The sequence below is a fragment of the Mesorhizobium sp. ArgA1 genome, from assembly GCF_053714375.1.
The window spans coordinates 167,402-193,405 of sequence record NZ_JBSKBQ010000002.1 but is presented as its reverse complement, the minus strand read 5'-3'; the positions used below and the strand labels follow the sequence as shown (position 1 = coordinate 193,405).

The window sequence follows — 26,004 nt, the reverse complement described above, 5'->3', positions numbered from 1 at the left end:
CCTATCAGCTGACCCAAAGGCCAAACGGCCCTAAGCCTGGGTCATCGGGTATTGCTCTTTCAGCGCCTTCAGCACCTGATCGCCGGGCATTGGGGCGCCGAACATGAAGCTCTGCACGTATTCGCAGCCCATCTGGCGCAGTTCCAGCGCATCGCTTTCGTCGGAAATACCCTCGGCCACCACCGACAGGCCGAGCTCATGCGCCATGTTGACCATGGATTTGAGCAGCACCGCGCGCTTCGGCGTCGCGTCGTCGACGAAGCTCTTGTCGATCTTGATGGTGTCGAAGGGGAAGCGCGTCAGATAGGCGAGCGACGAGTAGCCGGTGCCGAAATCGTCGAGCGACAGGCCGATGCCGAGCTGCTTCAGCTTGGTCAGCACATGCGAGGTCTGCTCGGGATTGTCCATCACCAGCGATTCGGTGAGTTCGAGCCTGAAGCAGCGCGGCTTCAGATTGGCCCGCGCGATGACCGAGCGGACATCGCTGACTAGGTCGCGGCGGATCAGCTGGCGGCTGGACAGGTTGACCGACACCGATAGCGGCGTGTCGCCGATCTGCTTTTGCCAGCCGGCGAGGTCCTCGGCCGCCTGCTGCATGGCAAACAGGCCGAGCTGTACGATCAGACCGCAGCTTTCGGCGACCGGAATGAAATCGCCCGGCGGGATCATGCCGCGGCGCGGGTGGTCCCAGCGCAGCAGCGCCTCGAAGCCGGCAATGCTGCCATCCTCCAGCCGCACGATCGGCTGGTAGGCAAGGGTGAACTCGCGCCGCTCGATGGCGCGGCGCAGATCGGATTCGAATTGCAGACGGTCGGTACCGACGGTGCGGAAGGCCGGCCGGAAAGGCTCGATCCTGTCGCCGCCGAAGCGCTTGGCCTGGTGCATGGCAAGCTCGGCGTCCTTGACCATGTCCTCGGCCGAAGTCTGCGCCGAAGTCCAGGTGATCAGGCCGATCGAGGCAGTCAGCACGATCTCGCGCTTGGCGAAGGTGATCGGGTTGTTGATGGCGTGCTTGATGGCGTCCGCCACCGCGGCGATACGGGCAGGGTCCTGTTCGGACAGCAGCATCAGCGCAAACTGGTCGCCGGCAAAGCGCGACAGCGAATCCTTCGGCTTCAGCAGCCGATGCAGGCGGCGCGCAATGGTGAGCAGGATGGTGTCGCCGGCCGAGATGCCGAGCCCGTCATTGACCTGCTTGAACCGGTCGATGTCGATGACGAAGACGGTCGGGCGCACCTTCTCTTCGGTGCGCGCGATCGAGATGATGGCTTCCAGCCGGTTCATCAGAAGTTCGCGGTTGGGCAGCCCGGTCAGATTATCGTGAACGGCGTCGTGCAGCAGCCTTTCCTCGGACTTTTTCTGCTCGGTGACGTCAACCATGGTGCCGACGCAGCGAATCACTTCGCCGTCCGAGCCGATCACCGGCCGCGCCCTCAGCAAGAACCAGTGGTAATGCCCGTCGGCGCCGCGCAGGCGGAAATTCTGCGACACCCGGCCGCGCCGGTGTTCGAGCACCACGTCGAGCGTGGTGCGGAAGGTATCGCGGTCGTCGGCATGCAGCACCGGCAGCCAGTTGCGGGCGGCACCCCCCAGGCTGTTGGGCGCAAGGCCAAGCTGAATGCTGACATCGGGCTTGGTGACGACGCGGTCGCGCAGAACGTCCCAGTCCCACACCGTGTCGCCGGAGCCCGCCACCGCCAGCGCCTGGCGCTCGAGATCGGAGAACAGGCCTTGATGCAGCGCGCCGCCGGCAAAGGCATGCTGCATGACGGTGAAGCCGATCAGAAGGATGATCAGGATCAGCCCGCCGCCCAGGGCCGGCTGGGCGATGTCGTTGTCGAGCATGCCGGTGATCGCCATCCACGATCCGCATAGCCAGAGCAGCACCATGACCCAACTGGGCACCAGCATGATAGCTCGATCGTAACCACGGATACCGAGCAGGATGATCAGGCCGAGCCCGGTTAGCGCGGTGGCGGCGAAGGACAGCCGGGCAATGCCGGCGGCGACGGCCGGATCGACGATGGCGACACCCGCGATCAGCACCAGGCCAAGGATCCAGACCACCGCGCCATAGCTGAAATGGCCGTGCCATCGATTGAGGTTGAGATAGGCGAACAGGAACACCACGAAGGTCGCCGCAAGCGCCACCTCCGTTCCCGCTCGCCACATCTGCTCATTGCCGGGCGATATCTCTATGATCTTGTTCAGAAAGCCGAAATCGACGCAGATATAGGCAAGCACTGCCCAGGCGAGGGCCGCGGTCGCCGGGAACATCGAGGTTCCCTTGACCACGAACAGGATGGTCAGGAACAGCGCCAGCAGGCCGGCAATGCCGATGACGATGCCGCGAAACAGCGTGTAGGAATTGACCGAGTCCTTGTAGGCCTCCGGCTCCCAGAGATAGACTTGGGGCAGCTTGGGCGAGGCGAGTTCGGCGATGAAGGTGATCACCGTTCCCGGGTTCAGCGTCACCCGGAACACATCGGCGTCGGGGCTCGACTGGCGGTCGAGCGCAAAGCCTTCGCTGGGCGTGATTGCGGCGATGCGGGTAGCGCCGAGATCGGGCCAGAAGATACCCGAATTCACCAGCCGGAAATGCGGCGCCACGATCAGCCGGTCGAGCTGCTGGTCGGTGGTGTTGGCGAGCGCGAACACCGCCCAGTCGCCGCTCGAGCGCGCGTTATTGGCCTCGACCTCGATGCGCCGCACGATGCCGTCGGGGCCGGGCGCAGTCGACACCTGGAAGTTTTCGCCCTGGTTGGGGTAGATCGTGACGGCGCGCGACAGGTCGAGCGCGACGTCGTCGCGGGCAATCTTGATCGGTTCGACGGCGAAGGCCGGGAGCGCCGCGCATAGCGTGACGACAGCCGCCAGAACGAAGGCCAACAGCGACCCGTTTCGCAGGAAATTCGTCAAAAATCAGTCCTTCGTTCCAGCGCCGCCCGGCGGATCGTCCGCGATCCGGGCGTAGAGGTAGTGGTCCTGCCAGATGCCATTGATCCTGAGGTAGGATCGCAAAAGTCCTTCGCGCCGGAATCCGGCTTTTTCAAGCACTCGGATCGACCGCGCGTTGTCGGGAATACAGGCAGCTTCGATCCGGTGCAACCTCAGCGTATCAAAGGCGAAGCGGCAGACGACCTTGACCGCGTCGGTCATCAGGCCGCGGCCGCCAAACCTCTCGCCGATCCAGTAGCCGACATGGCCGCTTTGCGAGACGCCGTGGCGGATGTTACCCAGCGTAATGCCGCCGGCAAGCTTGCCGCTCGCCTTCTCGAAGATGAAGAAGGCGATCGCGGTTCCCTGTGCATAGTCTTCGCGGTAGCGCCCGATGCGCAGCCGCCAGGCGGTGCGGTCGAGTTCGTCGGGCGTCCAGCGCGGCTCCCACGGTTCGAGGAAGCCGCGGCTTTCGCCGCGCAGCGCCGACCATTCGCGATAGTCGTTGGTGTAGGGCACGCGCAGCGTGACCCGGTCGCCCTTCAGTGCCGGCAGGTCACGGCGAAAGAAAGGGAGCGCGAACACGGGGCGCGCCTTGAGGGGGCTTAGACGGCGAGCTTGCGGGCCGTGGTGTGCGTGCCCGCAAGCGAATCGAGGATCGCCTCATAGGGCGCGAGCGTACCCACGGGGCCGACGGCGGTCAGCGTCGGCTTGGTCGAAAACAGCCGTGACGACAGGTCGGTCAGCCGCTCTATGGTCAGCGCCGACAGCCGTTCCATCAACTCCTCCTTGGCGATCGGCCGGCCGAACAGAAGCAACTGCCTGGCGATCTGTGAGGCGCGGCTGGCCGGGCTTTCCGCCGACATGATCAGTCCGGCGCGGTATTGCGCACGCGCCCGGTCGAGTTCTTCCTGCAGGATGTTTTCGCCGGCCTTCTGTAATTCGTCGATGATGACAGGCACCAGTTCGGCAATGTCGCTCTGGCCGGTCGCGGCATGGACGCCGAAAATGCCGGTATCGGAAAAGCCCCAATGGAAGGCATAGACGGAGTAGCACAGGCCGCGCTTTTCGCGCACCTCCTGGAACAGGCGCGAAGACATGCCGCCGCCGAGGATCATCGACAGCACCTGCGAGGCGTAGAAGTCGCGCACGTGATAGGCGCGGCCTTCGAAGCCGAGCACGATCTGCGCGTCCATCAGGTCGCGATCCTCGCGGAAATCGCCGCCGACATACTGCGCATATTGCGGCATCGTGCTGTCGGCCTTGCTGCGGAAGCCGCCGAGCTGCTTTTCCACCTCGCGCACGAAATTGTCGTGCTTGATGTCGCCCGCGGCCACGATCACCATGCGCTCGGCGCCATATTGGCGTTCGATGAAATCGTGCAGCTGTTTGGAGGTGAAGGATTTGACGGTTTCCGGCGTGCCGAGGATCGAGCGGCCGATCGTCTGGTGGCGGAACGCCGTCTCGGTGAAACGGTCGAAGACGATGTCGTCGGGCGTGTCGTGCGCGGCACCGATCTCCTGCAGGATCACATGCTGCTCGCGCTCCAGCTCCTGCGGGTCGAATTCGGACTCCTGCAGGATGTCGGCAAGGATATCGACGGCCAGCGGCACGTCGTCGGACAGCACCCTGGCATAGTAGGATGTCGTCTCGACTGAGGTGGCGGCGTTGATCTCGCCGCCGACATCCTCGATTTCCGAGGCGATTTCGAAGGCGGTACGCCTTTTCGTGCCCTTGAAGGCCATATGCTCGAGCAAATGGGCCATTCCGTGCTCTTCGTCACGCTCATTGCGAGCGCCCGACTTGACCCAGGCACCAAGGGCAACGGATTCGAGGCTTGGAAGGGTTTCGGTGGCGACTGTCAGGCCGTTCGACAGACGGCTTACCTCAACACCCATATGGCAATTACTCCCTAACGCGCTGCCCTTGAGTGGCGGCTCACGTAATCTTCCACCATTTTCAGGTCGGATGGAAGTACCGTGTATTTTTCGTCGGCTGACATCAACGACCCCAGCCATGCAGGCAGGGCCGGCGACACGCCGCAGGCGGCTTCGACAGCCGCCGGGAACTTGGCCGGGTGGGCCGTGCCCAGCACCACCATCGGCACTGCGCCGTCAGCCTTGCCGGCGGCGACATGCACGGCCGCGGCTGTATGCGGGTCGAGCAGGTAGTTGCTTGATTCCAGCGTCGAACGGATGGTGGCGGCGACCTCGCTCATATTAGCCCGGCCGGCGTCGAATTCCGACCGCATCCTGGCCATTTCAGCCGTTTCGATGGTGAAGGCGCCGGACTGTTTCAGCCCGGCCATATAGCGCCGCACCGTCTCGGCATTGCGGTCGGAGGCCTCGAACAACAGCCGCTCGAAATTCGACGACACCTGGATGTCCATCGAAGGCGACGTCGTCGCAAACACACCTTTGGTGCGGTATTCGCCGGTCGCGAAAGTGCGCGCCAATATGTCGTTGTCGTTGGTGGCGACGATAAGTCGCTCTATCGGCAGGCCCATCTTCTTTGCGGCATAACCGGCGAAAATGTCGCCGAAATTGCCTGTCGGCACGGTGAAGGAAACGGGCCGGTCGGGTGCGCCCAGCGAAAGCGCCGAGGAGAAATAGTAGACGATCTGGGCCATGATGCGGGCCCAGTTGATCGAATTGACGCCCGACAGCGACACTCCATCGCGGAAGGCATGGTCGTTGAACATATCCTTCAGCAACCCCTGGCAATCGTCGAAATTGCCTTCGATGGCCAGCGCCTGGACGTTGGCGGCGGTCGATGTCGTCATCTGCCGCTGCTGCACCGGCGAGACGCGGCCATGCGGGAACAGCACGAAGATATCGGTGCGGTCGCGGCCGGCAAAGGCGTCGATGGCCGCACCGCCGGTGTCGCCCGAGGTGGCGCCGACGATCGTGGCGCGCTGGCCGCGCTCTGCCAGCACATGGTCCATCAGCCGGGCAAGCAGCTGCATGGCGACGTCCTTGAAAGCCAGCGTCGGACCGTGGAAGAGTTCGAGGATGAAGGTGTTAGGGCCGGTCTGCACCAGGGGGCAGACGGCCTGGTGGCGGAAGGTGGCATAGGCTTCGCGCACCAGGCGTTCGAAAACGGGTGCGGCGATTTCGCCGCCGAGGAACGGCGTCAGCACGCGGATGGCGAGGTCGGCATAAGGCAGGCCGCGCATGGCGCGGATCTCGGCTGCCGAAAACTGCGGCCACTCGCGCGGCACGTAGAGCCCGCCGTCACGTGCCAGTCCGGCCAGCACCGCGTCGGAAAATCCAAGCGCGGGCGCTTCCCCGCGAGTACTCACATATTGCATGTCACAGACCCGTTGCCGCTTGGCGTTTCCGTTCACCACAGAGTGGTTAATTTCTGCGCTGGCTCAGTCGCATTTTTGCCGCGCCATTGCTATAGGTCACCAGCTTTGCGAGAGGGAAGTGCAGTTTCATGGCGTTCTATTCGTTCAACCGTCGCTTTGTCGCGGGTCTGGCGCTCACCGGCTTTATGCTTGCCGCCGCTGGCTGCCAATCGAGCGACAATGGCATCCTCAACCTCGGATTGGGCAAGAAGACCGACCCGAATGCGCCAATACCGCCGCAGGACCCCAAGGTGCTCGCCAGCCAGTTGCAGGCCTATTGCCCGAAAGTGACGGTGCGCGACGGCACCGCTTATTTCAACACCTACGCCAAGGGTGCGCCGCAGTCGAAAAAGAAAAAGGCTGACACCGCGCAGGATGCCGAGGCCGCTGCCGCCGCGCAGACGGCGCCGGATGGCACCATCGTCGACCCGAACAAGGATCCGACCAAGATCATCTACCAGGCCTCGATCAGCGATGTGAGCCGCGATTGCAGCCGTGCCAACGGACAGTTGACGATGAAGGTTGGCGTTGCCGGCAAGATCGTGCCGGGACCGATGTTCACCCCCGGCACAATCACCATGCCGATCCGCATCGCCGTCATGCATGGCACCGACGTGCTTTATTCGCAGATCCATCCCTATCAGATCCAGGTCAGCGATCCCTCGACCGCCACTCAGTTCGTCTTCACCGATTCCAATGTCGTCGTGCCTGAGCCTTCCGCCAAGGACTACCAGGTCTATGCCGGCTACGACGAGATCGCGCCGGCGGCGGACAAGAAGTCCGGCAAGAAGAAGCGAGCTCCCGCCACGAACTAGGCAGTGCTTGGGCGGCGTCGCTGTTGCGACGGTGACTGTCAACTCTTTGAAAGATCGACACGATCTGGTCGTGGCCCTGCAGGAGTGAGCCTGCAGGCAGGTGGCGTTTGCCTGGATCCTGTCGGCACTTGACTCATTCATATCTCGGCGGTTATACGTCAATCAATAGCTCGCAGGTTATTGATCCCGATGCCGGACGCCCACGACACTCTGTTCAGAACGCTTGCCGACCCGACCCGGCGGGCCATCTTTGAGCGCCTGTGCCGACAGGGTGAGCAGACGGTGGGGGCGCTGACGGCGCAGTCCGGGGTCTCGCAGCCGGCTGTATCGAAGCATCTCGGCGTCCTGAAACAGGCCGGCCTCGTGCTCGACCGCCACGCCGGACGGCAGACCCATTACAGCGCGCAGCCCGGCGCGCTCGCTCCTCTCAACGACTGGACCAGCAAGATGGCCGGGTTTTGGGAGAGCCGCTTCGATGATCTCGAGCACCTGCTGAAAAGGATGGACCAGTGAGCAAGCCGGAACTGCGCACCGTCGTCGTCGAGCGGGACATATCCTGGCCGGCGGAGAAGATCTGGCGCGCGTTGACGCAGCCGCATCTGATGGAGGAATGGCTCATGAAGAACGATTTCAAGCCCGTCATCGGCCACAGCTTCAATCTTCGCGGCGACTGGGGCGGCGTGCTGGACTGCGAGGTGCTGGCCATCGAGCAAAACAGGACGCTGTCCTACAGCTGGGATTTTGCGCATGAGGATGCGGCCTACAATCTGAAGAGCGTGGTGACGTTCACACTCACGCCCACCAGCACGGGAACCCATCTGCGCGTCGAGCAGTCGGGCTTCCGTCCCGATCAGAAGCAGGCCTATGGCGGCGCCCGGGCCGGGTGGCAGCAATTCCTCACCAAGCTGGAGCAGGTTCTGGCAAAGCCAGATTGAGACCTGCCGGCACAATTCAACGCCATGCCCCGATCGCCGGGTCACCGAGCACAAAGGAGAAAATCGATGAAGATCAAGCTGGCCAGCGTCTATGTGGACAACCAGGACAATGCACTGCGCTTTTATACCGACGTGCTGGGCTTTTCCGTGAAGGCCGACTTCAGCAATGGGCCTTTTCGTTGGCTGACGGTAACCTCACCCGACGAGCCCGAGGGAACCGAGCTGCAACTCGCGCTCAACGACAATCCGGCCGCTAAAACCTACCAGCAGGCCATCTTCAAACAGGGGCAGCCCGCGATCATGCTGTTCACCGACGACATCAAGGGCGACTATGAGCGCATCAAGGGGCGCGGCGGTGCGTTTGCCATGGCGCCGACCGAAGTGACCGGCTCGACCATTGCCCAGCTCAACGACAACTGCGGCAATCTCATCCAGATCACCCAGCTGGCGCTCTGGTAAGCGCTCGTTTTCAGGTGGAGGTGGCAATGAACTGGAGCAAGTGGATAAGGCAAACCCACCGTTGGCTGTCGATCATCTTTACGGCGACCGTGGCAGCCAATTTCATCACAATGGCATTCGGGCAGCCTCCGGCATGGGTGGTCTATTCGCCGTTGCCGCCTCTCTTCCTGCTGCTGTTCAGCGGGCTCTATATGTTCGTGCTGCCCTATGTCGCCCGACCGCGTGGCGAGCAGCGCGCGCAGGGGTAGGGACGGAGGCCAGGGTGACCAGACAATCGAAGGCGGCAAAGCCGGCTCCAGCCAAGCCAGCGCCAGCCAAGCCGGCGCTGCTTTCAGCCGGCAACCCGCAGATCCCGAAGGCCTATGGGGATGCGCCCGTGCAGGCCTATATCGCGGCCATGCCGGGCTGGAAAGGCGGTGTTGGGCGCCGCCTCGACGCGCTCATCGAGCGTGCCTTCCCCGGCGTCTACAAGGCCGTCAAATGGAACTCGCCGCTCTACGGGATCGAGGGCGGCGGCTGGTTCCTCAGCCTGCATTGCTTCACCAACTACGTCAAAGTCGCCTTCTTCCGCGGCATGTCGCTGGATCCAATTCCTCCCGGCGGGTCGAAACAGAAGGAAGTGCGCTATCTCGACATTCATGAAGGCGAAGTGATCGACGAAGGCAGGTTTGTCAGCTGGGTGAAGCAGGCCAGTAAATTGCCCGGCGAGAAGATGTGAACGGAGGACACCATGAAGACCAGCGGTGCCAACAAGTCAGAGGCAGGACCTTCACCCTCCGCACGGATAGACGCCAGAATCCGCGAACTGGACGATTGGCGGGGCAAAACGCTCGCCAGCCTGCGCAAGACCATCCTCGACGCCGATCCTGAAATCATCGAGGAGTGGAAGTGGATGGGAAGCCCGGTGTGGTCGTGCGACGGCATGATCGCCGTCGGCAACGCCCATAAGGACAAGGTGAAGCTTACCTTTTCCCACGGCGCCAGCCTGCCGGATCCAGACGGGCTGTTCAACAACGGGCTGAACGGCAAGGTGTGGCGCGCCATCGATGTGTCCGAGGGCGAGGAGATCGATGCGGATGCCCTGAAAGCGCTCGTCCGCGCCGCTATTGCCTATAATAGGGCAAAGAAAAGACCGGCGCGAGTAAGGTCGGCCAAAGCCAAGGACTGAGTTGACTCAGGCGTCCGACCACTCCGACAGAGCGGCAATCACGCTTTTCAGTTCGGCCCAGCGACGGATGACCGTTTCGGCGCCGGCCTCGGTCAGCGCATCGGCATGGCCGGGATAGCTGTGCGCGGCTCCGGTGAAGCCGATCACGCGCATGCCGGCAGCCCTGGCGCCGGCGACGCCATGCACGGAATCTTCGATGACGAAGGTGTTTGCCGGATCGGCATTGAGTTTCTCCGCCGCGACCAGGAACACGTCAGGGGCGGGCTTGGTCTTCCTGCTCGGTATCTCCAGCGCTGAAAAGATCCGGCCGGCGAAGAACGGCAGCAGGCCCACTTTCTCCAGCATGAACTCGATCCGCTCGGAGCGCGAGTTGGAGCAGACGCAGCGCGGCGCCGTCACCGAGGCCACCGCTTCGCGCACGCCGTCGATGGCGCGCACGTCGCTGCGCAATTTGCGGTCGACCAACTCTTCGGCGCGGTCGATCATCGAGGCCTGGAACGGGATCGCGGATTTCTCCTCGACCCGCATCATGATGTCCTTGAAGGTCAGCCCGGCATAGGTTTCGGCCATCTCCTCGGCCGATATTTCGAAGCCGGCGAGTGTCAGCAGTTCGGCCTCGACGCGGGCGGCGATGATTTCGGAATCGACGAGCACGCCGTCGCAATCGAAGATGACAAGATCTGGCTGGGGCATGGCAATCCGGAACAGGGGAAGGAGGGGCAAGCCCGGCAGGGCTTGAGCCGCGCGGCATACACCAACAGGCCGGCTCGCGCAAATGAACGAGGCCGATACCATCGGTCCGGTCCTTCCCTTCACGGAATATTTACGCTGATCGGTAACCATAACGGGGAGTAAACAGTAACGCGTGCCTTGGGTGTAAACATGTCTGCCGTGCGTCTTCTCGACGACCTCTCCCACGCCCCCCAGCAATCCGAATGGCTGGACACGATTCTCAAGGGCGACTGCGTTGCCGCACTTGACCGGCTGCCGGAAAAGTCCATCGACGTCATCTTCGCCGATCCGCCCTACAATCTGCAGCTCGACGGCGACCTGCACCGGCCCGACCAGTCCAAGGTCGATGCCGTCGACGACGACTGGGACCAGTTCGAGAGCTTCGAGGCCTACGACGCCTTTACCCGCGCCTGGCTTTTGGCGGCGCGCCGCGTCCTGAAGCCCAATGGCACCATCTGGGTTATCGGCTCCTACCACAACATTTTCCGGGTCGGGGCCAAGATGCAGGATCTCGGCTTCTGGATCCTCAACGATGTCGTCTGGCGCAAGACCAATCCGATGCCGAACTTCCGTGGCCGCCGCTTCCAGAACGCGCATGAGACCATGATCTGGGCCTCGCGCGACCAGAAGGGCAAGAGCTATACGTTCAACTACGAAGCGATGAAGGCGTCGAACGACGACATCCAGATGCGTTCCGACTGGCTGTTTCCGATCTGCACCGGCGGCGAGCGGCTGAAGAACGACAATGGCGACAAGCTGCATCCGACGCAGAAGCCGGAAGCGCTCCTTGCCCGCATCATGATGGCCTCGACCAAGCCCGGCGACATCGTGCTCGACCCGTTCTTCGGCTCCGGCACCACCGGTGCCGTCGCCAAGCGGCTCGGCCGCCATTTTGTCGGCATCGAGCGCGAGCAGGCCTATATCGACGCCGCCAATGAGCGCATTGACGCCGTGCGTCCGCTGGAAGGCGCCGATCTCACCGTACTCACCGGCAAGCGCGCGGAGCCGCGCGTCGCCTTTGTCAGCCTCATCGATACCGGGCTGATGACCCCAGGCGCCACGCTTTACGACTCAAAGAAGCGCTGGGCGGCCAAGGTCCGCGCCGACGGCACGGTGGCGATCGGCGACAGCGCCGGCTCGATCCACAAGATCGGCGCCGAGGTGCAGGGGCTGGACGCCTGCAATGGCTGGACTTTCTGGCACTATGAGCGCAGCGGCGGCCTGACCCCGATCGACGAACTGCGCCGCATCGCCCGCCTCGGCATGGAGCGGGCAGGGGCCTGATCGGCCACTTCCCGATTGTCTCAGACTGCGATCCCAAAACGCTCAAGGTCCGCCTTGAGCGTTTTTGCGTCCCTGAACAGCACTGCCTGCCAGCCGGCGGCCTTGGCGCCGTCGACATTCCTGGGGCTGTCGTCGATGAACAGCGTCGCGGATGGATCGAGGCCGAACGCGGCGACGTGGTGGTCGTAGATGGCGCGGTCCGGCTTGATCTCACGGATATCGGCCGAGACGGTGACGCCGCGCGGGCGGCTCAGAAAGTCGAAACGCTGCCGGGCCTCGGCAAGCGTGTCGGCGGCGAAATTGGTTAGCATGGTCACGTCGTGGCCACTCTCGATCAGGCCGAGCATGATGGCGACGCTGTCCTCATAGGCATGCGGCACCATCTCGTGCCAGTAGCGGCGGAAATTGCGAATGTTTTCAGCGTGATCGGGGTGCTCGGCGATCAGCAGCGCTTCCGCCTCTTCCCACGTCCGGCCACGGTCCTGTTCGATGTTCCAGTCATGCGTGCAGACATTGTCGAAGAACCACTTGCGCTCCTCGGCATCCGGGATCAGGCGGCTGAACGGAATGTTCGGATCGTAGTGGATCAGCACGCGGCCGATGTCGAACACGATGTGGCGGATTTCAGTCATTTTTATCCCTTCGAGGCGAGCTTCTTTTTGGTCGCTCCCGGTATCGCCGCTTCGATTACCTTTTTCATGACGGTCGGCAACGCTTCCCCGGAAATGTCATGGGCCAGCGACCAGAAATACCCATCAGGAGCATCACTTCCGATGTGAGCGTGAAAGACTTCGAGTTCGAGCGCGAAATGGGTGAAGACATGCGCGATCTCACCGGCGCGCCGCCAGTCGGCGGGGAAGGGCGCCGCGTCCGCAGTCGTCGCGCCGTCGATCCGTGCGGTCCAGCCGGAGGTCGGTACTTCGGTCATGCCGCCGAGCAGGCCCTTTTCCGGCCGCTTGCGCAACAGGATGGCGCCATCGGTGCGCTCGGCAACGAAGGCGGCGCCGCGCCTGAGGGGCTTGTCGGCCTTCGGCAAGCGCACCGGAAAGCGCTCGGGATCGCCGGACAGGAGGGCGCTGCAATCCTCGCGCAACGGACACAGCATGCACCGCGGCCGCTTTGGCGTGCAGATCGTGGCGCCGAGGTCCATCATCGCCTGGGCGAAGTCGCCCGGCCTTGTCTGCGGAACCAGTCTTTCGACCCGCGCGCGGATTTCGGGTTTTGCCTCGCTGAGCGGCGTAGCGACCGAATAGAGTCGCGATACGACGCGTTCGACATTGCCGTCGACGACCGCCGCCGGGCGGTCGAAGGCGATTGCCGCGATCGCCGCCGCCGTATAGGCGCCGATCCCCGGCAATTCCCTCAATCCCGTTTCATTATCCGGAAATCGCCCACCTTGCCCCGCGACGAGATCGGCGCAGGCCTTGAGGTTGCGCGCCCGCGAATAATAGCCGAGCCCGGCCCAGGCCTTCATCACATCCTCGGTCGGTGCCGCGGCCAATGCCACGACATCAGGCCATTTCTCGACAAAAGCGCGAAAATACGATTTTACCGCTTCGACCGTGGTCTGCTGCAGCATCACTTCCGACAGCCAGATGCGGTAGGGATCCGGCAGCGCGCCACCCACGGCCGCGCGCGGCGTGATCCGCCATGGCAGTTCGCGGTGGTGCGCGTCGTACCAGCCGAGCAGGCGGAGAGCGATGTCTCCGGACGCGGCTTTGCTGCTGTCATGGGATGCGGCCTTGCGGGTCTGTTCGTGCAGTGCCATTGATCGCGGGCTGGCTCTTGGTTGGTAAGGTCTGGCTGGTGAGGAGCGTGGCTGGAGAACGTACATGGCAGGGAGAACGCCCTACGGCAATCCCGTTCCGGTGAGCGATCTCGCGACCCAGATTCTCGATCCCGTGCTGCGCAAGCGGGCGGGCATTTCGATCGGCCTGGTGCAGTCGTGGGAAGAGATCGCCGGCACCAGGCTCGCCGGCCATTCGCGCCCGGAAAAAATCCAGTGGCCGCGCCGCATGCATGAGGACGACCCGTTCGAGCCGGCGACACTGGTCATCGCCTGCGAAGGCATGGCCGCACTCCATCTGCAGCACGAGACCGGCGAAATCATCAACCGGGTCAACGCCTTCCTTGGTTTCAACGCAATCGGCCGCATCAGGATCGTGCAGAAGCCGGTGCTGTCAGAGAAGGCTCGGCCCAAGCCGGCTCCCAGGCCGTTGACGCCTGTCGAGAAGGCCAAATTGTCCGATACGGTCGGCAAGATCGAGGATGAAGGCTTGCGCGCCTCGCTGGAGCGGCTGGGCGCCACCATTCTTGGCGAGCGCAAGCGACCAGGATAGTCGGCCGGTCATGAACCCGTCACCAATCTCGCGCATTCGTGATGATGCATATAGAGTTAGCCGATTGGAATGGGGACGGCGATGCCTTAATTCCCGCCAACTCTCGCCTTTTCTAGCCTTTGCATTGCAAAATCCAACCATAGTCAGGTGATTCGCATGAACCGTAGCTTGTCCCGCAGAAACCTTCTGTCGTCGCTGGCAGCCATTCCGGCAGTGGCAATGCTCGCCGCATGCAGCGATTCCGACGAGGACGCCAAGGCTGCGGACGTAAAGCCTGCGGCGCCAGCCGTGCCTGCCGCGACGCCTGCCACGCCTGCCGCGGCAAAGGCGCCGGAATCGAGCGGCGACGTCGACATGGCTCAGCTGCTGAAGCCCGGCGCTCTGCCCGACAAGCAACTCGGCAAGGACGACGCCAAGGTCACCATCGTCGAATATGCCTCGATGACTTGCCCGCATTGCGCGCATTTCGCCGCAACCACCTTCCCTGAGTTGAAGGCCAAATACATCGACACCGGCAAGGCCCGTTACATCCTGCGCGAATTCCCGTTCGATCCGAGCGCCGAAGCCGGTTTCATGCTGGCGCGCTGTTCTAAGGACAATTATTTTCCGATGGTCGACGTGCTGTTCAAGCAGCAGGCTAACTGGGTCGGCGTCAACAACACCAAGGACGCCCTGCTGCAGATCTCCAAGCTCGCCGGTTTTACACAGGAGTCGTTCGAGGCCTGCTTGACGGACCAGAAACTTCTGGACGATGTGAGATCGGTCCAGAAGCGCGGCGCCGATGAATTCAAGGTCGACTCGACGCCGACCTTCTTCATCAACGGAAAGACCTACAAAGGTGCGATGTCGATTGAGGAAATATCGGCCATCATCGACCCTCTGCTCTGACGTCCAGGCGGCGCCGGAGCGACTGCGCTTCGGCGTCTGCGCATCTCTGTGTCTTCCGGGCAGGCGCGAATGAAGTTTTCGCGCCTTCGCCTCCTCGGCTTCAAGTCCTTCGTCGAACCCGGCGAGTTCGTCATCGAACGCGGCCTGACTGGCATTGTCGGGCCGAATGGCTGCGGCAAGTCGAACCTTGTCGAGGCGATGCGCTGGGTGATGGGCGAAAGCTCGTACAAGAACATGCGCGCGTCCGGCATGGACGACGTGATCTTTTCCGGCTCGGGAACGCGCCCGGCCCGCAACACCGCCGAAGTCACGCTGTTCCTCGACAATAGCGACCGCACCGCGCCCGCCGCTTTCAACGACGCCGATGAACTGCAGGTATCGCGCCGCATCGAGCGCGAGGCAGGTTCGCTTTACCGCATCAACGGCAAGGAAGCCCGCGCCAAGGACGTGCAGCTACTGTTCGCCGACCAGTCGACCGGCGCCCGCTCGCCGTCGATGGTCGGCCAGGGCCGCATCGGCGAATTGATCCAGGCCAAGCCGCAAGCGCGCCGCGCGCTGCTCGAAGAAGCGGCCGGCATTTCCGGCCTGCACACGCGCCGGCATGAGGCCGAGCTTCGGTTGAAGGCGGCCGAACAGAACCTTGAACGGCTGGACGACGTCGTCGGTGAGCTGGAGAGCCAGATCGAAAGCCTGAAGCGCCAGGCGCGCCAGGCCTCCCGCTTCAAGAATCTGTCGGCCGATATCCGCAAGGCGGAAGCCACGCTCTTGCATTTGCGCTGGACACTGGCCAAGTCCCAAGAGGGCGAGGCCCGCTCGGCACTCGCCATTGCCACTGCTCTGGTCGGCGACCGCGCCGCTGCGCAGATGGCTGCCGCCCGCGAGCAAGGCATCGCCGCCCACCGGCTGCCCGACTTGCGCGACGCTGAGGCCGCGGCCGCGGCCGCCTTCCAGCGCCTGTCGATCGCCAAGGCGCAGATCGAGGAGGAGGCCGGCCGCATCCGTGCCCGCCAGGCCGAACTCGAGCGCCGGCTGCAGCAACTCGACGGCGACATCGCCCGCGAAGAGCGCATGGTGCGCGACAATGCGGACATCCTTGAGCGCCTGCGCGACGAAGAGGCCACGCTCAACTCCGAAAATGCCGGTGCCGCGGAACGTGAGGCCACCACGCGCGCCGCTTTCGAGCAGGCCGGCGCGACGCTCGCCCAAAGTGAAGCAAAACTCGCTGCGCTGACCGCCGAACGGGCCGAAGCCGCCGCCTCGCGAAACCAGATCGAGCGCACGCTGCGCGAAACCGCCGAACGCCGCGACCGTTTTGGCCGCCAGCTGGCCGACGTCGACCGCGAACTGTCCGAGATCATCTCCAAAGTCGCCGGCTTGCCTGATCCCGCCGAGAAGCGTGCGCTGGTCGAGGACGCGCTTGCCCGGCTGGAGGAAACCGAGGCCGGCGCCGTTGCTGCCGAACAGGCGGTCGCCGAGGCGCGCGAGACTGAGAGTGCCGCCCGTCCCCCGCTGCAGGACGCCAAGGCGGAACTCGCCGGTATCGAGACCGAAGCCCGTACGCTTGCCAAGATCCTGAACGCCGCCAGCGGCGATCTTTTCCCATCCGTGCTCGAACAGCTCAGCGTCGAGCGCGGCTATGAAACGGCCCTGGGTGCTGCCCTTGGCGAAGACCTCGACGTACCGCTCGACCGCAGCGCGCCGGTGCATTGGGGCGAAAGCCAGGTCAAGCCGGGCGATGCGGCTCTGCCGGAAGGCATCAAGAGCCTTGCCAGCGTGATCAGCGCGCCGTCGCAGCTTGCCCGCCGGCTGGCGCAGATCGGCATCGTCGATGCTGCTGACGGCCGCCGGCTGCAGGCACTGCTAGCACCCGGCCAGCGCCTGGTCAGCCGCGACGGCGCGCTGTGGCGCTGGGATGGACTGACCGCCAGCGCCGATGCGCCGACCGCTGCCGCGCAGCGGCTGGCGCAGAAGAACCGGCTGGCCGAGCTCGACGCCGAGGCGGTACAGGCGACGCAGATCGTGCGCGAGGCCGAAGCCGCGCTTGCCCAGGCCGAACAGGCGCTGCGCCAGGCAAGCGAAGCTGAACGCAATGCTCGCCAGGCCGGGCGCGATGCCCAGCACGGGCTGGACGCCGCCCGCAACGCTTTGGCCGAGGCCGAAAAGGCCGGCGGCGAGCTGGCGAGCCGCCGTGCCGCTTTGGACGAGGCGCGGGCGCGCATCGTCGACAGCCATGAAGAGACCGCCGCCGCCTTTGCCGAGGCCGAAATGCTGCTGCAGGACGCGCCCGATCTCGGCGACTTGCAGTTGCAGCTCGAACAATCCGCCGCCAATGTCGGCAGGGACCGCGCGACCCTTGCCGACGCGCGCGCCGTCCATGAGGGTTTGAGGCGCGAGGCCGAGGCGCGCACGCGCCGGCTCGACGCCATCGGCGCCGAGCGCAGCAGCTGGCTGCAGCGGGCCGAAAACGCCTCCACCCAGATCGCCTCGCTCGGCGAGCGCAGGGCCGAAGCCGAGGCCGAGCGCGAAACGCTGGCCGACGCCCCGGACGAGATCGACGCCAGGCGCCGCGCGCTGCTGTCACAGCTGACCGAGGCCGAAACCTTGCGCAAGGCGGCTGCCGACCGTTTGCAGGAGGCCGAAAACAAGCAGGCTGAGCTGGACAAGGCCGCCACCGCGGCGATCCAGTCGCTGGCCGATGCCCGCGAAACCCGCGTCCGCGCCGAGGAGCGGCTGACCGCGGCCGACGAACGCCGACTCGAGGTCGAGGCGCGCATCCAGGAAACGCTGAACACGCCGCCGCATCTGGTCATCCGCCATACCGGGCTGGAGGTCGACAGCCCGATGCCGGAAATGGCCGACATCGAGCGCCAGCTCGACCGGCTGAAGGTCGAGCGCGAACGGCTCGGCGCCGTCAATCTGCGCGCCGAGGAAGAGCAGAAGGAATTGTCCGACCGGCTGGAGACCATCGTTTCCGAGCGCGAGGACATTATCGAGGCGATCCGCAAGCTCAGGCAAGCCATCCAGAGCCTGAACCGCGAGGGCCGCGAGCGGCTGCTCGCCGCCTTCGACGTCGTCAACGGCCATTTCCAGCGGCTGTTCTCGCATCTGTTCGGAGGCGGCACGGCTGAACTGCAGCTGATCGAATCCGACGACCCGCTCGAAGCCGGGCTCGAAATCCTGGCGCGCCCGCCCGGCAAGAAGCCGCAGACGATGACGCTTCTCTCGGGCGGCGAGCAGGCGCTGACGGCGATGTCGCTGATCTTTGCCGTGTTCCTGACCAACCCGGCGCCGATCTGCGTGCTCGACGAAGTCGACGCGCCGCTCGACGATCACAATGTCGAGCGTTTCTGCAACCTGATGGATGAGATGGCCGCCACTACCGAGACGCGCTTCGTCATCATCACCCACAACCCGATCACCATGGCGCGCATGAACCGGCTGTTCGGCGTAACCATGGCCGAGCAGGGCGTCAGCCAGCTGGTCTCGGTCGATCTGCAGGCCGCCGAGGCGATGCGCGAGGCGAGCTGACGCGTCAGCTTGGCCAATGGCCTCAATCTCGGCTTTCGACTATAGCACCAATGGAATGCAGCCAATCGCCTCTTATGGCTGGCTTGGTCATGTGCCTGGAGAACGTTGTTGCCTGTACTCGTCACCGGAGCCGCGGGGTTCATCGGAAGCCATGTCTGCCATCATTTGCTGAACCGCGGCGAAGCCGTCGTCGGCGTCGACAACATGAACGACTATTACGACCTGGCGCTCAAAGAGGGCCGGCTCGCGCGTCTCAAGCCACACAAGGGTTTTTCCTTTCACCAGCTCGACATCGCTGAGCAGGGCGCGCTCGCCGATGCGCTCGCCGGGCAAGGCATCGTCAAGGTCGTGCATCTGGCAGCACAGGCGGGCGTGCGCCATTCGCTCGACAATCCCAGGCTCTATGTCCGCTCCAACGTCGTCGGCCACCTCGAAGTGCTCGAATTCTGCCGCGCGGCAGTCGGGTTCGAGCATCTGGTCTATGCCTCGTCGAGCTCGGTCTACGGCGGCAACCGCAAGGTACCGTTTGCGGAAACCGATCAGGTCGACAGGCCGGTCTCGCTCTACGCTGCCACCAAGAAGGCTGACGAGCTGATGAGCCATACCTACGCTCATCTCTTCGGCCTGCCGCAGACCGGGCTGCGTTTCTTCACCGTCTACGGTCCCTGGGGCCGGCCCGACATGGCCTACTGGCTGTTTACCCAGGCGATGCTGGAGGGCAGACCGATCCGCGTCTTCAACGATGGCGAGATGTGGCGCGATTTCACCTATATAGACGACGTCGTACGCGCCATTGTCGCCGTGCTCGACAAGCCGCCGGTCGAGGCCCCGCCGTGCCGGATCTACAATGTCGGCAACAACCGCCCGGAGCGGCTCGACGATTTCATCGCCACGCTGGAGCGGCTGCTCGGCGTCAAAGCCATCCGCAACAACGAGCCGATGCAGACCAGCGATGTCGAGCAGACCTATGCCGACATGACGGCGTTGGAGCGCGATTTCGGCTTTCGCCCCAGCATTTCGATCGAGGACGGCCTGAAGAAATTCGTCGATTGGTACCGCTCGGAATGGATGGCGAAATTGGTCACGAGGTGATCGCCAGTGCCTCAGCATTCCAGAACCAGGCGATGCCAAACCGCACTGGACAGATCGGAACAAACCGCAACGCGACCTGGAAAACTCATTAACAGGAAGAACCCGTCGAGCGGTCATTGGCGGCTGCGGAAAGCGCGCCGACAAGGTGCTTCGGCAACCTCAAAAAATTTTGCAGCCCCCTCTTGAAAGGTCTCCTTGGCATTCCCAAATCGCTCGCCGTCGAGGCTTAAGCTCGACAAATAGGCGTCGCGGTCACCCCCCGCGACGTAGCTTGGAAACCATGTTGCTTCACGGAGGATATGGCTATGAGAAGCTATGATTACGCCCCCCTGTATCGCACGACGGTCGGCTTTGACCGCCTTTTTGACATGCTCGATGACACAGTGCGGTCGGATTGGCCGCCCTACAATATCGAGAAGACCGGCGACAACGACTATCGCATTACGATGGCAATCGCCGGCTTCAGCCGCGATGAGGTCGAGCTTACACAACACGGCCCTGAACTGATTGTAACCGGTCAGAAACAGCCCGAGGAAAGCGACCGGCAAATTCTTCACCGCGGCATGGCGACGCGAAACTTCAAACAGGTCTTCAAGCTGGCAGACTATGTGAAGGTCGCGAATGCCACACTGGAGAATGGCTTGCTGTCGGTCGATCTGGTTCGCGACATTCCCGAGGAGCTGAAGCCGCGTCGGATTGGCATTGGGACATCGACCGACAAGGAAGGCTTGCAGGCCAGGCAGATCAGCCAGGATACCCGGCCACACAGCAAGGTAGCCTGACCCACCACCTCACCCTGCGGTCCCGCCTCCCGGCCGAGCCGGGAGGCCTTGATTGCGGAGAATGGAGATGACCAGGGAATCTGAAATCCTTTCACAAACCGAAGCACGCAACCCCGGCAGCATGTCGGAAATACTGGGACATCCTGATGATGTCCTCCACCACCCAACAATGAGCATCGTCGACAAACGGGCGTTACTCGCCTCGTGGGCATCCGACGCGCGCGCCGTCGCTGGAATGCCGATGCTGCGTCAGTTGGATGACGGTTCAATCGTGACGATTGATGCAATTGTTGACGCTCTGAAAGCGCTCGACGGTCAACACCCTGACGCGCAGTATCGGCTTCGGACATCGTGGCGAAAGCCCATCGATCGAAGGCCGCTGAGGCGGTTGTCCCCTTGGTTTCGTCGCCTGGGGCGGGATGACGACGATGATCCGCCACCTTGTCCTGCTTTTTGCGCAATTCCGCCGAAGCGAGGCAATGGCGGCGCAACTACCATCCCCGAGCCTGCCTTGGCGTAGGGAACGGGAAAACGCACGCTATGGGACTACGTGGCGTGGCCCCATAGCGTGCTGAATCGCTTCCAGTTGCGCCAGCGAGTTCGCGGTTATCGCCAATTCGGCAGACACGACGTCTATCGGAGGCCAAAGAAGCTCAGTATCGCAATCACGATGACGACTGCTCCGACGAGCCAGATTATGTTGTTCACGATATCTCTCCCAAAATTGTGTTGCTGAGAGTGAACTCATCAGAGCCTACTAATGTTCCCGCGTTCTTCTGCGTCGAAACAAATGTCCGCCACCCCTTCGTCGAACTGCGGACCAAGGTCGGAACAGGGTATTGACTGAAGTCCTGGGGTCACAGCCATAGGTCTGGAGGCGGCAACCTATGCCCTCCCAATACATTGCAAGCAGGCTGCCGAGTATGAGTCCCTTCATCGGCGGTCAATCGGGTGCCCGCCATTCTCCAAAGACTAGCGGGCACCCGATTGTTTGTGGCACCCGCCAAGCGGCGTGGCGTATTCGATAGAGAGGCCAACAGTGACCTTTGTCCAGAGATCAGTGCGTGAAGGGGTGACCCGACCCGCAAACGACAACGACAGTCCTCCTGAAGTTTCTTCGGTCCTTGACCTCATACCGTCGGCTGACGACGACAAGGTCGCTGACCTTGTCAGGCGAACAGAGCGCCTGGCGATCGCCGTGCTGATCGCGATGGGGATTTTGCTGATCTTGGCACCGGTGGCCTACTTTGCACTTGCTTACGGCATCTGAGACGGCCTGATTGGTCGTCTTCTCGGAAGGCGCGTGCCGACGGTCTTCCTCACAAGGCAGATGCTTCACACCACAGCTCAGGTGATCGAACGCGATGACATGGAGGGGGTCGTGCGCAGCGCTGCTTTGCCGAGCTGCGCAACGCCTCGGGTCGGCTCTGAAAGAGCGTCCCGCCAACAAGACCTGGTGGCGAAATTCCCTCTTTCGACATGCCGCAATGCTCGGCAGCAGCGGTCACTGATCGCGCCGCGTGACCCGACGACGCCACTCGGAACCAAAGGGATGGGACGCGGTTATCCCCGCGAAGGGCCAATTAGCAGACGGAGATATTGCAATGAAAACAATGATCGTAAGCGCGTTGGCGCTGTTTATCGCGATGCCGACGATAGCGTCGGCAGCCGAAGCTGACGTAATCATCGCAACCCATCATCGACATCATCACAAGACCATCAAGGTCATCAATGATCAGGGTCAACGCCTTCATCACCGTAAACACGGCACGGTTGCGTTCTACGACCACGGCCGCAGACATCATCGCCCGGATACTGTCATCGTGACCGGCTCGATCGAGCGTCGCCATCACAAGACCGTCAAGGTCATCAATGATCAGGGTCAACGCCTCCATCACCGTAAACACGGCACGGTTGCGTTCTACGACCACGGCCGCAGACATCATCGCCCGGATACTGTCATCGTGACTGGCTCGGTCGAGCGTCGCCATCATCGGCATCATCACGTTATCATCCAGGACGACAACGACTACTGATCCTTTTCGCACGGCCCGGCTCTGTGGATGGAGTCGGGCCGCGTGGGGAGTCAGATACCGCCGACGGCAGCCACTCACGGCGTCTGTAAATCATTGATTCCGAGAGGCATGTGAATTGGCTGGGGCGCCAGGATTCGAACCTGGGAATGTCGGTACCAAAAACCGATGCCTTACCACTTGGCGACGCCCCAGCAGGCGACCCGCTGCGGGCGGCCTTATAGGACGAGCCGGTGGAAAGCTCAATGCCGAGTTGGCCCCCTGTGCAAAACTGATCCACCGCTTGGCACGGTGATCTCTATTCGCCCCAGACCGCCAGTTCATTGCCGGCAGGATCGGTGAAGTGGAACCGCCTGCCGCCCGGAAACGAGAAGATCGGCCTGACGATCGTGCCGCCGGCATTTTCGACAGCGTCGAAGGTTGCTTCCAGATCCTGCGAATAAAGCACCGGCAACGGTTTGGCCGGCGCCTCCGTGCCATCGGCCTGGAAGCCGCCGTCAAGCCCTTCGCCAAAGGCCGAATAGGTCGGCCCGTAATCGGTGAACGACCACGAGAAGGCCGCGCTGTAGAAAGCCTTGACGCTGTCCAGCGTCCCGCCGGTCGCAGGCAATTCGAGATAGTCGAGTTTTCCGTTGAGTCTCATCACGCTACTCCCAACTATGTTCATGTTATGTTCTATATCGCGGACGACTGGTCGGCAAGTCTTTTTGACGCAGCTTTTGCTTAATCGATTGTAGTGGCCGAGGCTCGCCTGACCATGCCTTGCCTTTCGCACTGCAGCATAATAACGCTCGGGTCGGAATGCGGGGGAACCGGGCCTTGGCCGCGGTGTTGTCTATCTTCCGGGGAAGTGTTGTCTATCTTCCGAGGACTTGGAGGGCGAGCATGACCAAATGGGTCTACACCTTCGGCGATGGTGCCGCGGAAGGCCGTGCCGGCGACCGCAATCATCTCGGCGGCAAGGGTGCCAACCTGGCCGAGATGTGCAGTCTTGGCCTGCCGGTGCCGCCGGGCTTCACCCTCACCACCGACGTCTGCAACGCCTATTACGCCAACGGCAAATCGTATCCGGCCACGTTGAAGGCCGACGTCGTCAAGGCGCTGGACCATATCGGCGCGCTGACCGGGCGTCGTTTCGGCGATCCGTCGAAACTGCTGCTGGTCTCGGTACGCTCCGGGGCCCGCGCCTCGATGCCGGGCATGATGGACACCGTGCTCAATCTTGGCCTCAACGACGAGACAGTCGAAGCGCTGGCCACCGATTCCGGCGATGCCCGCTTTGCCTATGACAGCTATCGCCGCTTCATCCAGATGTATTCCGATGTCGTCATGGGGCTCGACCACGAAGTGTTCGAGGAGATCCTCGAGGACCAGAAGGCGAGCCTCGGCCACGAGCTCGACACCGAACTGACGGCTGAGGAATGGCAGGACGTCATTGCGCTCTACAAGGCCAAGGTCGAGGAGGAACTCGACAAGCCGTTTCCGCAGGATCCGCACGAGCAGCTCTGGGGCGCGATCGGCGCCGTGTTTTCGAGCTGGATGAACAACCGCGCCATCACCTACCGGCGCCTGCATGACATCCCAGAAAGCTGGGGCACGGCGGTCAACGTCCAGGCCATGGTGTTCGGCAATATGGGCGAAACCTCGGCCACCGGCGTTGCCTTCACCCGCAATCCCTCGACCGGCGAAAAGATGCTCTATGGCGAGTTCCTGGTGAACGCGCAGGGTGAGGATGTCGTGGCCGGCATCCGTACGCCGCAGAACATCACCGAGGCGGCGCGCATCGCCGCCGGTTCCGACAAGCCGTCGCTGCAGAAGCTGATGCCGGACGCGTTCCGTTCCTTCGTCGACATCTCCGACCGCCTGGAACAGCACTACCGCGACATGCAGGATCTCGAATTCACCATCGAGCGCGGCAAATTGTGGATGCTGCAGACGCGATCCGGCAAGCGCACCGCCAAGGCGGCGCTCAAGATCGCCGTCGAGATGGCCAGGGACGGGCTGATCACCAAGGAGGAGGCGGTCGCCCGCATCGACCCGGCCTCCCTCGATCAGCTCTTGCACCCGACCATCGACCCCAAGGCCGCGCGCGACGTCATCGGCATGGGCCTGCCGGCTTCGCCTGGGGCCGCCACCGGCGAGATCGTCTTCTCGTCCGCCGATGCCGAGGAGCTGAAGACGCAAGGTCGCAAGGCGATCCTGGTGCGCATCGAGACCAGCCCCGAAGACATCCATGGCATGCATGCTTCGGAGGGCATCCTGACCACCCGCGGCGGCATGACCAGCCACGCCGCCGTGGTGGCGCGTGGCATGGGCAAGCCCTGCGTGTCGGGCGCCGGCTCGCTGCGCGTCGACTACAAGGCCGGCACCCTGATGTCGATGGGCCAGACCTTTCGCAAGGGCGACATCATCACTATCGACGGCAGCAACGGCCAGGTGCTGAAGGGCGCCGTGTCGATGCTGCAGCCCGAACTGTCCGGCGATTTCGCCGCCATCATGGAATGGGCCGACGCCGTGCGCCGCATGAAGGTACGCACCAATGCCGAGACGCCGCTCGATGCGCGCATGGCGCGTTCCTTCGGCGCCGAAGGCATTGGTCTCTGCCGCACCGAGCACATGTTCTTCGACGGCGAGCGCATCGTCGCCATGCGCGAGATGATCCTGGCCGACACCGAGAAGGACCGCCGCACCGCTTTGGCCAAACTTCTTCCCATGCAACGTTCGGATTTCCTCGAACTGTTCGAGATCATGGCCGGCCTGCCGGTGACGATCCGGCTGCTCGATCCGCCACTGCATGAATTCCTGCCAAAGACCGAGGCGGAAGTGGCGGAAGTCGCCGCTGCTATGAATGTCTCGCCCGACAAGCTCAGGCAGCGCACCGAGGCCTTGCACGAGTTCAATCCGATGCTCGGCCATCGCGGCTGCCGCCTCGCCGTCTCCTATCCCGAGATCGCCGAGATGCAGGCGCGCGCCATTTTCGAGGCCGCGGTCGAGGCCGGCAAGAAGGCCGGCGCGCTGGTGGTCCCCGAGATCATGGTGCCGCTGGTCGGCCTGGTGAAGGAACTCGATTACGTCAAGGCACGCATTGATGCCGTGGCAAAAAGCGTGATGGAAGAGACCGGCGTCAAGATCGACTATCTCACCGGCACGATGATCGAGCTCCCTCGCGCGGCGATCCGCGCCCACGTCATCGCCGAGTCAGCCGAGTTCTTTTCCTTCGGCACCAACGACCTCACCCAGACCACCTTCGGCATTTCGCGCGACGATGCGGCGTCCTTCCTTGAGACCTACCGGCAGAAGGGTATCATCGAGCAGGATCCGTTCGTCTCGCTCGACATCGAGGGTGTCGGCGAACTGGTGCGTATGGCGGCTGAAAAGGGCAGGGCAACGCGGCCGGGTATCAAGCTTGGCATCTGCGGCGAGCATGGCGGCGATCCGGCCTCGATCCGCTTTTGCGAAGAGGTCGGCCTCGACTATGTCTCGTGCTCGCCCTACCGCGTTCCGATCGCAAGATTGGCCGCCGCGCAAGCCGCGGTGCAGATTGCCAAGACAGCAGTGCCGCGCCTCAAAAAGAGCGCCGCGGCATCCTGATTTCGACATAGTTCTTTCCGCGTCGACCAAACGGCCGTCCCAAGGGCGGCCGTTTGCCACTAAGCTTACGAT

25 protein-coding genes and 1 tRNA gene are annotated in these 26,004 nt (G+C 63.2%); 17 read left to right on the top strand and 9 right to left on the bottom strand.

Going from position 1 to position 26,004, the window contains the following annotated elements; translation table 11 throughout:
- Window positions 1–30: 30 nt before the first annotated feature.
- The 4 genes from ACWGTI_RS08235 to thrC are packed head-to-tail and all read right to left on the bottom strand — an operon-like array spanning window position 31 to window position 6,247.
- The gene (locus tag ACWGTI_RS08235; protein WP_454573807.1) at window positions 31–2,919 is read right to left on the bottom strand and encodes an EAL domain-containing protein; all 2,889 of its coding nucleotides are present in this window, start codon (window positions 2,917–2,919) and stop codon (window positions 31–33) included.
- A gap of 3 nt (window positions 2,920–2,922) precedes the next feature.
- Window positions 2,923–3,522: a GNAT family N-acetyltransferase gene (locus ACWGTI_RS08230; RefSeq protein ID WP_454573808.1), complete on the bottom strand. Its 600-nt coding sequence runs from the start codon at window positions 3,520–3,522 to the stop codon at window positions 2,923–2,925.
- Between the two features lie 20 nt (window positions 3,523–3,542).
- Entirely contained in the window at window positions 3,543–4,835 is a 1,293-nt protein-coding gene (locus ACWGTI_RS08225; RefSeq protein WP_454573809.1) for a M16 family metallopeptidase, read from the bottom strand.
- Between the two features lie 14 nt (window positions 4,836–4,849).
- On the bottom strand, window positions 4,850–6,247 hold the full coding sequence (gene thrC / locus ACWGTI_RS08220) for a threonine synthase (protein WP_454586644.1): 1,398 nt from the start codon (window positions 6,245–6,247) through the stop codon (window positions 4,850–4,852).
- A 128-nt stretch (window positions 6,248–6,375) separates the two neighbouring features.
- On the opposite strand from thrC, the gene ACWGTI_RS08215 reads away from it, so the two are divergent.
- From ACWGTI_RS08215 to ACWGTI_RS08185, 7 genes are all read left to right on the top strand, one after another.
- On the top strand, window positions 6,376–7,101 hold the full coding sequence (locus ACWGTI_RS08215; RefSeq protein ID WP_454586643.1) for a hypothetical protein: 726 nt from the start codon (window positions 6,376–6,378) through the stop codon (window positions 7,099–7,101).
- Between the two features lie 189 nt (window positions 7,102–7,290).
- A complete protein-coding gene (locus tag ACWGTI_RS08210) occupies window positions 7,291–7,614 on the top strand; it encodes an ArsR/SmtB family transcription factor (protein WP_454586642.1) in 324 nt (107 codons plus the stop codon).
- Window positions 7,611–8,036, top strand: a complete 426-nt coding sequence (locus tag ACWGTI_RS08205; protein ID WP_454573813.1) for an SRPBCC family protein — start codon at window positions 7,611–7,613, stop codon at window positions 8,034–8,036. The genes ACWGTI_RS08210 and ACWGTI_RS08205 overlap by 4 nt, the downstream gene beginning before the upstream one ends.
- A 66-nt stretch (window positions 8,037–8,102) precedes the next feature.
- Window positions 8,103–8,495, top strand: coding sequence for a VOC family protein (locus tag ACWGTI_RS08200; protein ID WP_454586641.1), 393 nt, complete (start codon window positions 8,103–8,105; stop codon window positions 8,493–8,495).
- A gap of 26 nt (window positions 8,496–8,521) precedes the next feature.
- On the top strand, window positions 8,522–8,743 hold the full coding sequence (locus ACWGTI_RS08195; RefSeq protein ID WP_454573815.1) for a hypothetical protein: 222 nt from the start codon (window positions 8,522–8,524) through the stop codon (window positions 8,741–8,743).
- Window positions 8,744–8,757: 14 nt separating this feature from the next.
- Window positions 8,758–9,213 (top strand): DUF1801 domain-containing protein, encoded by a 456-nt coding sequence (locus ACWGTI_RS08190; protein ID WP_454586640.1) that lies wholly within the window; start codon window positions 8,758–8,760, stop codon window positions 9,211–9,213.
- A gap of 12 nt (window positions 9,214–9,225) precedes the next feature.
- The gene (locus ACWGTI_RS08185) at window positions 9,226–9,663 is read left to right on the top strand and encodes a DUF1801 domain-containing protein (RefSeq protein ID WP_454586639.1); all 438 of its coding nucleotides are present in this window, start codon (window positions 9,226–9,228) and stop codon (window positions 9,661–9,663) included.
- A gap of 6 nt (window positions 9,664–9,669) precedes the next feature.
- Here ACWGTI_RS08185 and ACWGTI_RS08180 read toward each other — a convergent pair whose 3' ends face one another.
- Window positions 9,670–10,356: an HAD family hydrolase gene (locus tag ACWGTI_RS08180; protein ID WP_454586638.1), complete on the bottom strand. Its 687-nt coding sequence runs from the start codon at window positions 10,354–10,356 to the stop codon at window positions 9,670–9,672.
- A gap of 189 nt (window positions 10,357–10,545) precedes the next feature.
- On the opposite strand from ACWGTI_RS08180, the gene ACWGTI_RS08175 reads away from it, so the two are divergent.
- Window positions 10,546–11,679, top strand: coding sequence for a DNA methyltransferase (locus ACWGTI_RS08175; RefSeq protein WP_454586637.1), 1,134 nt, complete (start codon window positions 10,546–10,548; stop codon window positions 11,677–11,679).
- Window positions 11,680–11,699: 20 nt separating this feature from the next.
- On the opposite strand, the gene ACWGTI_RS08170 is transcribed toward ACWGTI_RS08175, so the two are convergent.
- Together ACWGTI_RS08170 and mutY are read right to left on the bottom strand one after the other, a co-directional pair.
- Window positions 11,700–12,311 carry an HAD family hydrolase gene (locus ACWGTI_RS08170; protein WP_454586636.1) on the bottom strand — a complete coding sequence of 204 codons (612 nt, stop codon included), beginning with the start codon at window positions 12,309–12,311 and terminating at the stop codon, window positions 11,700–11,702.
- 2 nt (window positions 12,312–12,313) lie between these two features.
- Complete coding sequence (gene mutY / locus ACWGTI_RS08165; RefSeq protein ID WP_454586635.1) at window positions 12,314–13,447, bottom strand: A/G-specific adenine glycosylase; 1,134 nt, start codon at window positions 13,445–13,447, stop codon at window positions 12,314–12,316.
- Window positions 13,448–13,511: 64 nt separating this feature from the next.
- Between mutY and ACWGTI_RS08160 the strand changes: the two genes are divergently transcribed.
- From ACWGTI_RS08160 to ACWGTI_RS08125, 8 genes are all read left to right on the top strand, one after another.
- Window positions 13,512–14,018: a DUF721 domain-containing protein gene (locus ACWGTI_RS08160; RefSeq protein ID WP_454586634.1), complete on the top strand. Its 507-nt coding sequence runs from the start codon at window positions 13,512–13,514 to the stop codon at window positions 14,016–14,018.
- A 156-nt stretch (window positions 14,019–14,174) separates the two neighbouring features.
- On the top strand, window positions 14,175–14,906 hold the full coding sequence (locus ACWGTI_RS08155) for a DsbA family protein (protein WP_454586633.1): 732 nt from the start codon (window positions 14,175–14,177) through the stop codon (window positions 14,904–14,906).
- A gap of 69 nt (window positions 14,907–14,975) precedes the next feature.
- The gene (smc, locus tag ACWGTI_RS08150) at window positions 14,976–18,434 is read left to right on the top strand and encodes a chromosome segregation protein SMC (protein WP_454586632.1); all 3,459 of its coding nucleotides are present in this window, start codon (window positions 14,976–14,978) and stop codon (window positions 18,432–18,434) included.
- 108 nt (window positions 18,435–18,542) lie between these two features.
- Window positions 18,543–19,526 carry an NAD-dependent epimerase/dehydratase family protein gene (locus ACWGTI_RS08145; RefSeq protein ID WP_454586631.1) on the top strand — a complete coding sequence of 328 codons (984 nt, stop codon included), beginning with the start codon at window positions 18,543–18,545 and terminating at the stop codon, window positions 19,524–19,526.
- A gap of 305 nt (window positions 19,527–19,831) precedes the next feature.
- Entirely contained in the window at window positions 19,832–20,308 is a 477-nt protein-coding gene (locus tag ACWGTI_RS08140) for an Hsp20 family protein (protein WP_454586630.1), read from the top strand.
- A 67-nt stretch (window positions 20,309–20,375) separates the two neighbouring features.
- Window positions 20,376–20,828: a hypothetical protein gene (locus ACWGTI_RS08135; protein ID WP_454586629.1), complete on the top strand. Its 453-nt coding sequence runs from the start codon at window positions 20,376–20,378 to the stop codon at window positions 20,826–20,828.
- Between the two features lie 519 nt (window positions 20,829–21,347).
- Window positions 21,348–21,578 carry a hypothetical protein gene (locus ACWGTI_RS08130; protein WP_454586628.1) on the top strand — a complete coding sequence of 77 codons (231 nt, stop codon included), beginning with the start codon at window positions 21,348–21,350 and terminating at the stop codon, window positions 21,576–21,578.
- 334 nt (window positions 21,579–21,912) lie between these two features.
- A complete protein-coding gene (locus ACWGTI_RS08125; RefSeq protein WP_454586627.1) occupies window positions 21,913–22,344 on the top strand; it encodes a hypothetical protein in 432 nt (143 codons plus the stop codon).
- A 116-nt stretch (window positions 22,345–22,460) separates the two neighbouring features.
- On the opposite strand, the gene ACWGTI_RS08120 is transcribed toward ACWGTI_RS08125, so the two are convergent.
- Window positions 22,461–22,535: transfer RNA gene (locus tag ACWGTI_RS08120), tRNA-Gln, on the bottom strand.
- 104 nt (window positions 22,536–22,639) lie between these two features.
- A complete protein-coding gene (locus ACWGTI_RS08115) occupies window positions 22,640–22,984 on the bottom strand; it encodes a VOC family protein (protein ID WP_454586626.1) in 345 nt (114 codons plus the stop codon).
- 242 nt (window positions 22,985–23,226) lie between these two features.
- On the opposite strand from ACWGTI_RS08115, the gene ppdK reads away from it, so the two are divergent.
- Window positions 23,227–25,932 (top strand): pyruvate, phosphate dikinase, encoded by a 2,706-nt coding sequence (gene ppdK, locus ACWGTI_RS08110; protein WP_454586625.1) that lies wholly within the window; start codon window positions 23,227–23,229, stop codon window positions 25,930–25,932.
- Window positions 25,933–26,004: the final 72 nt, after the last annotated feature.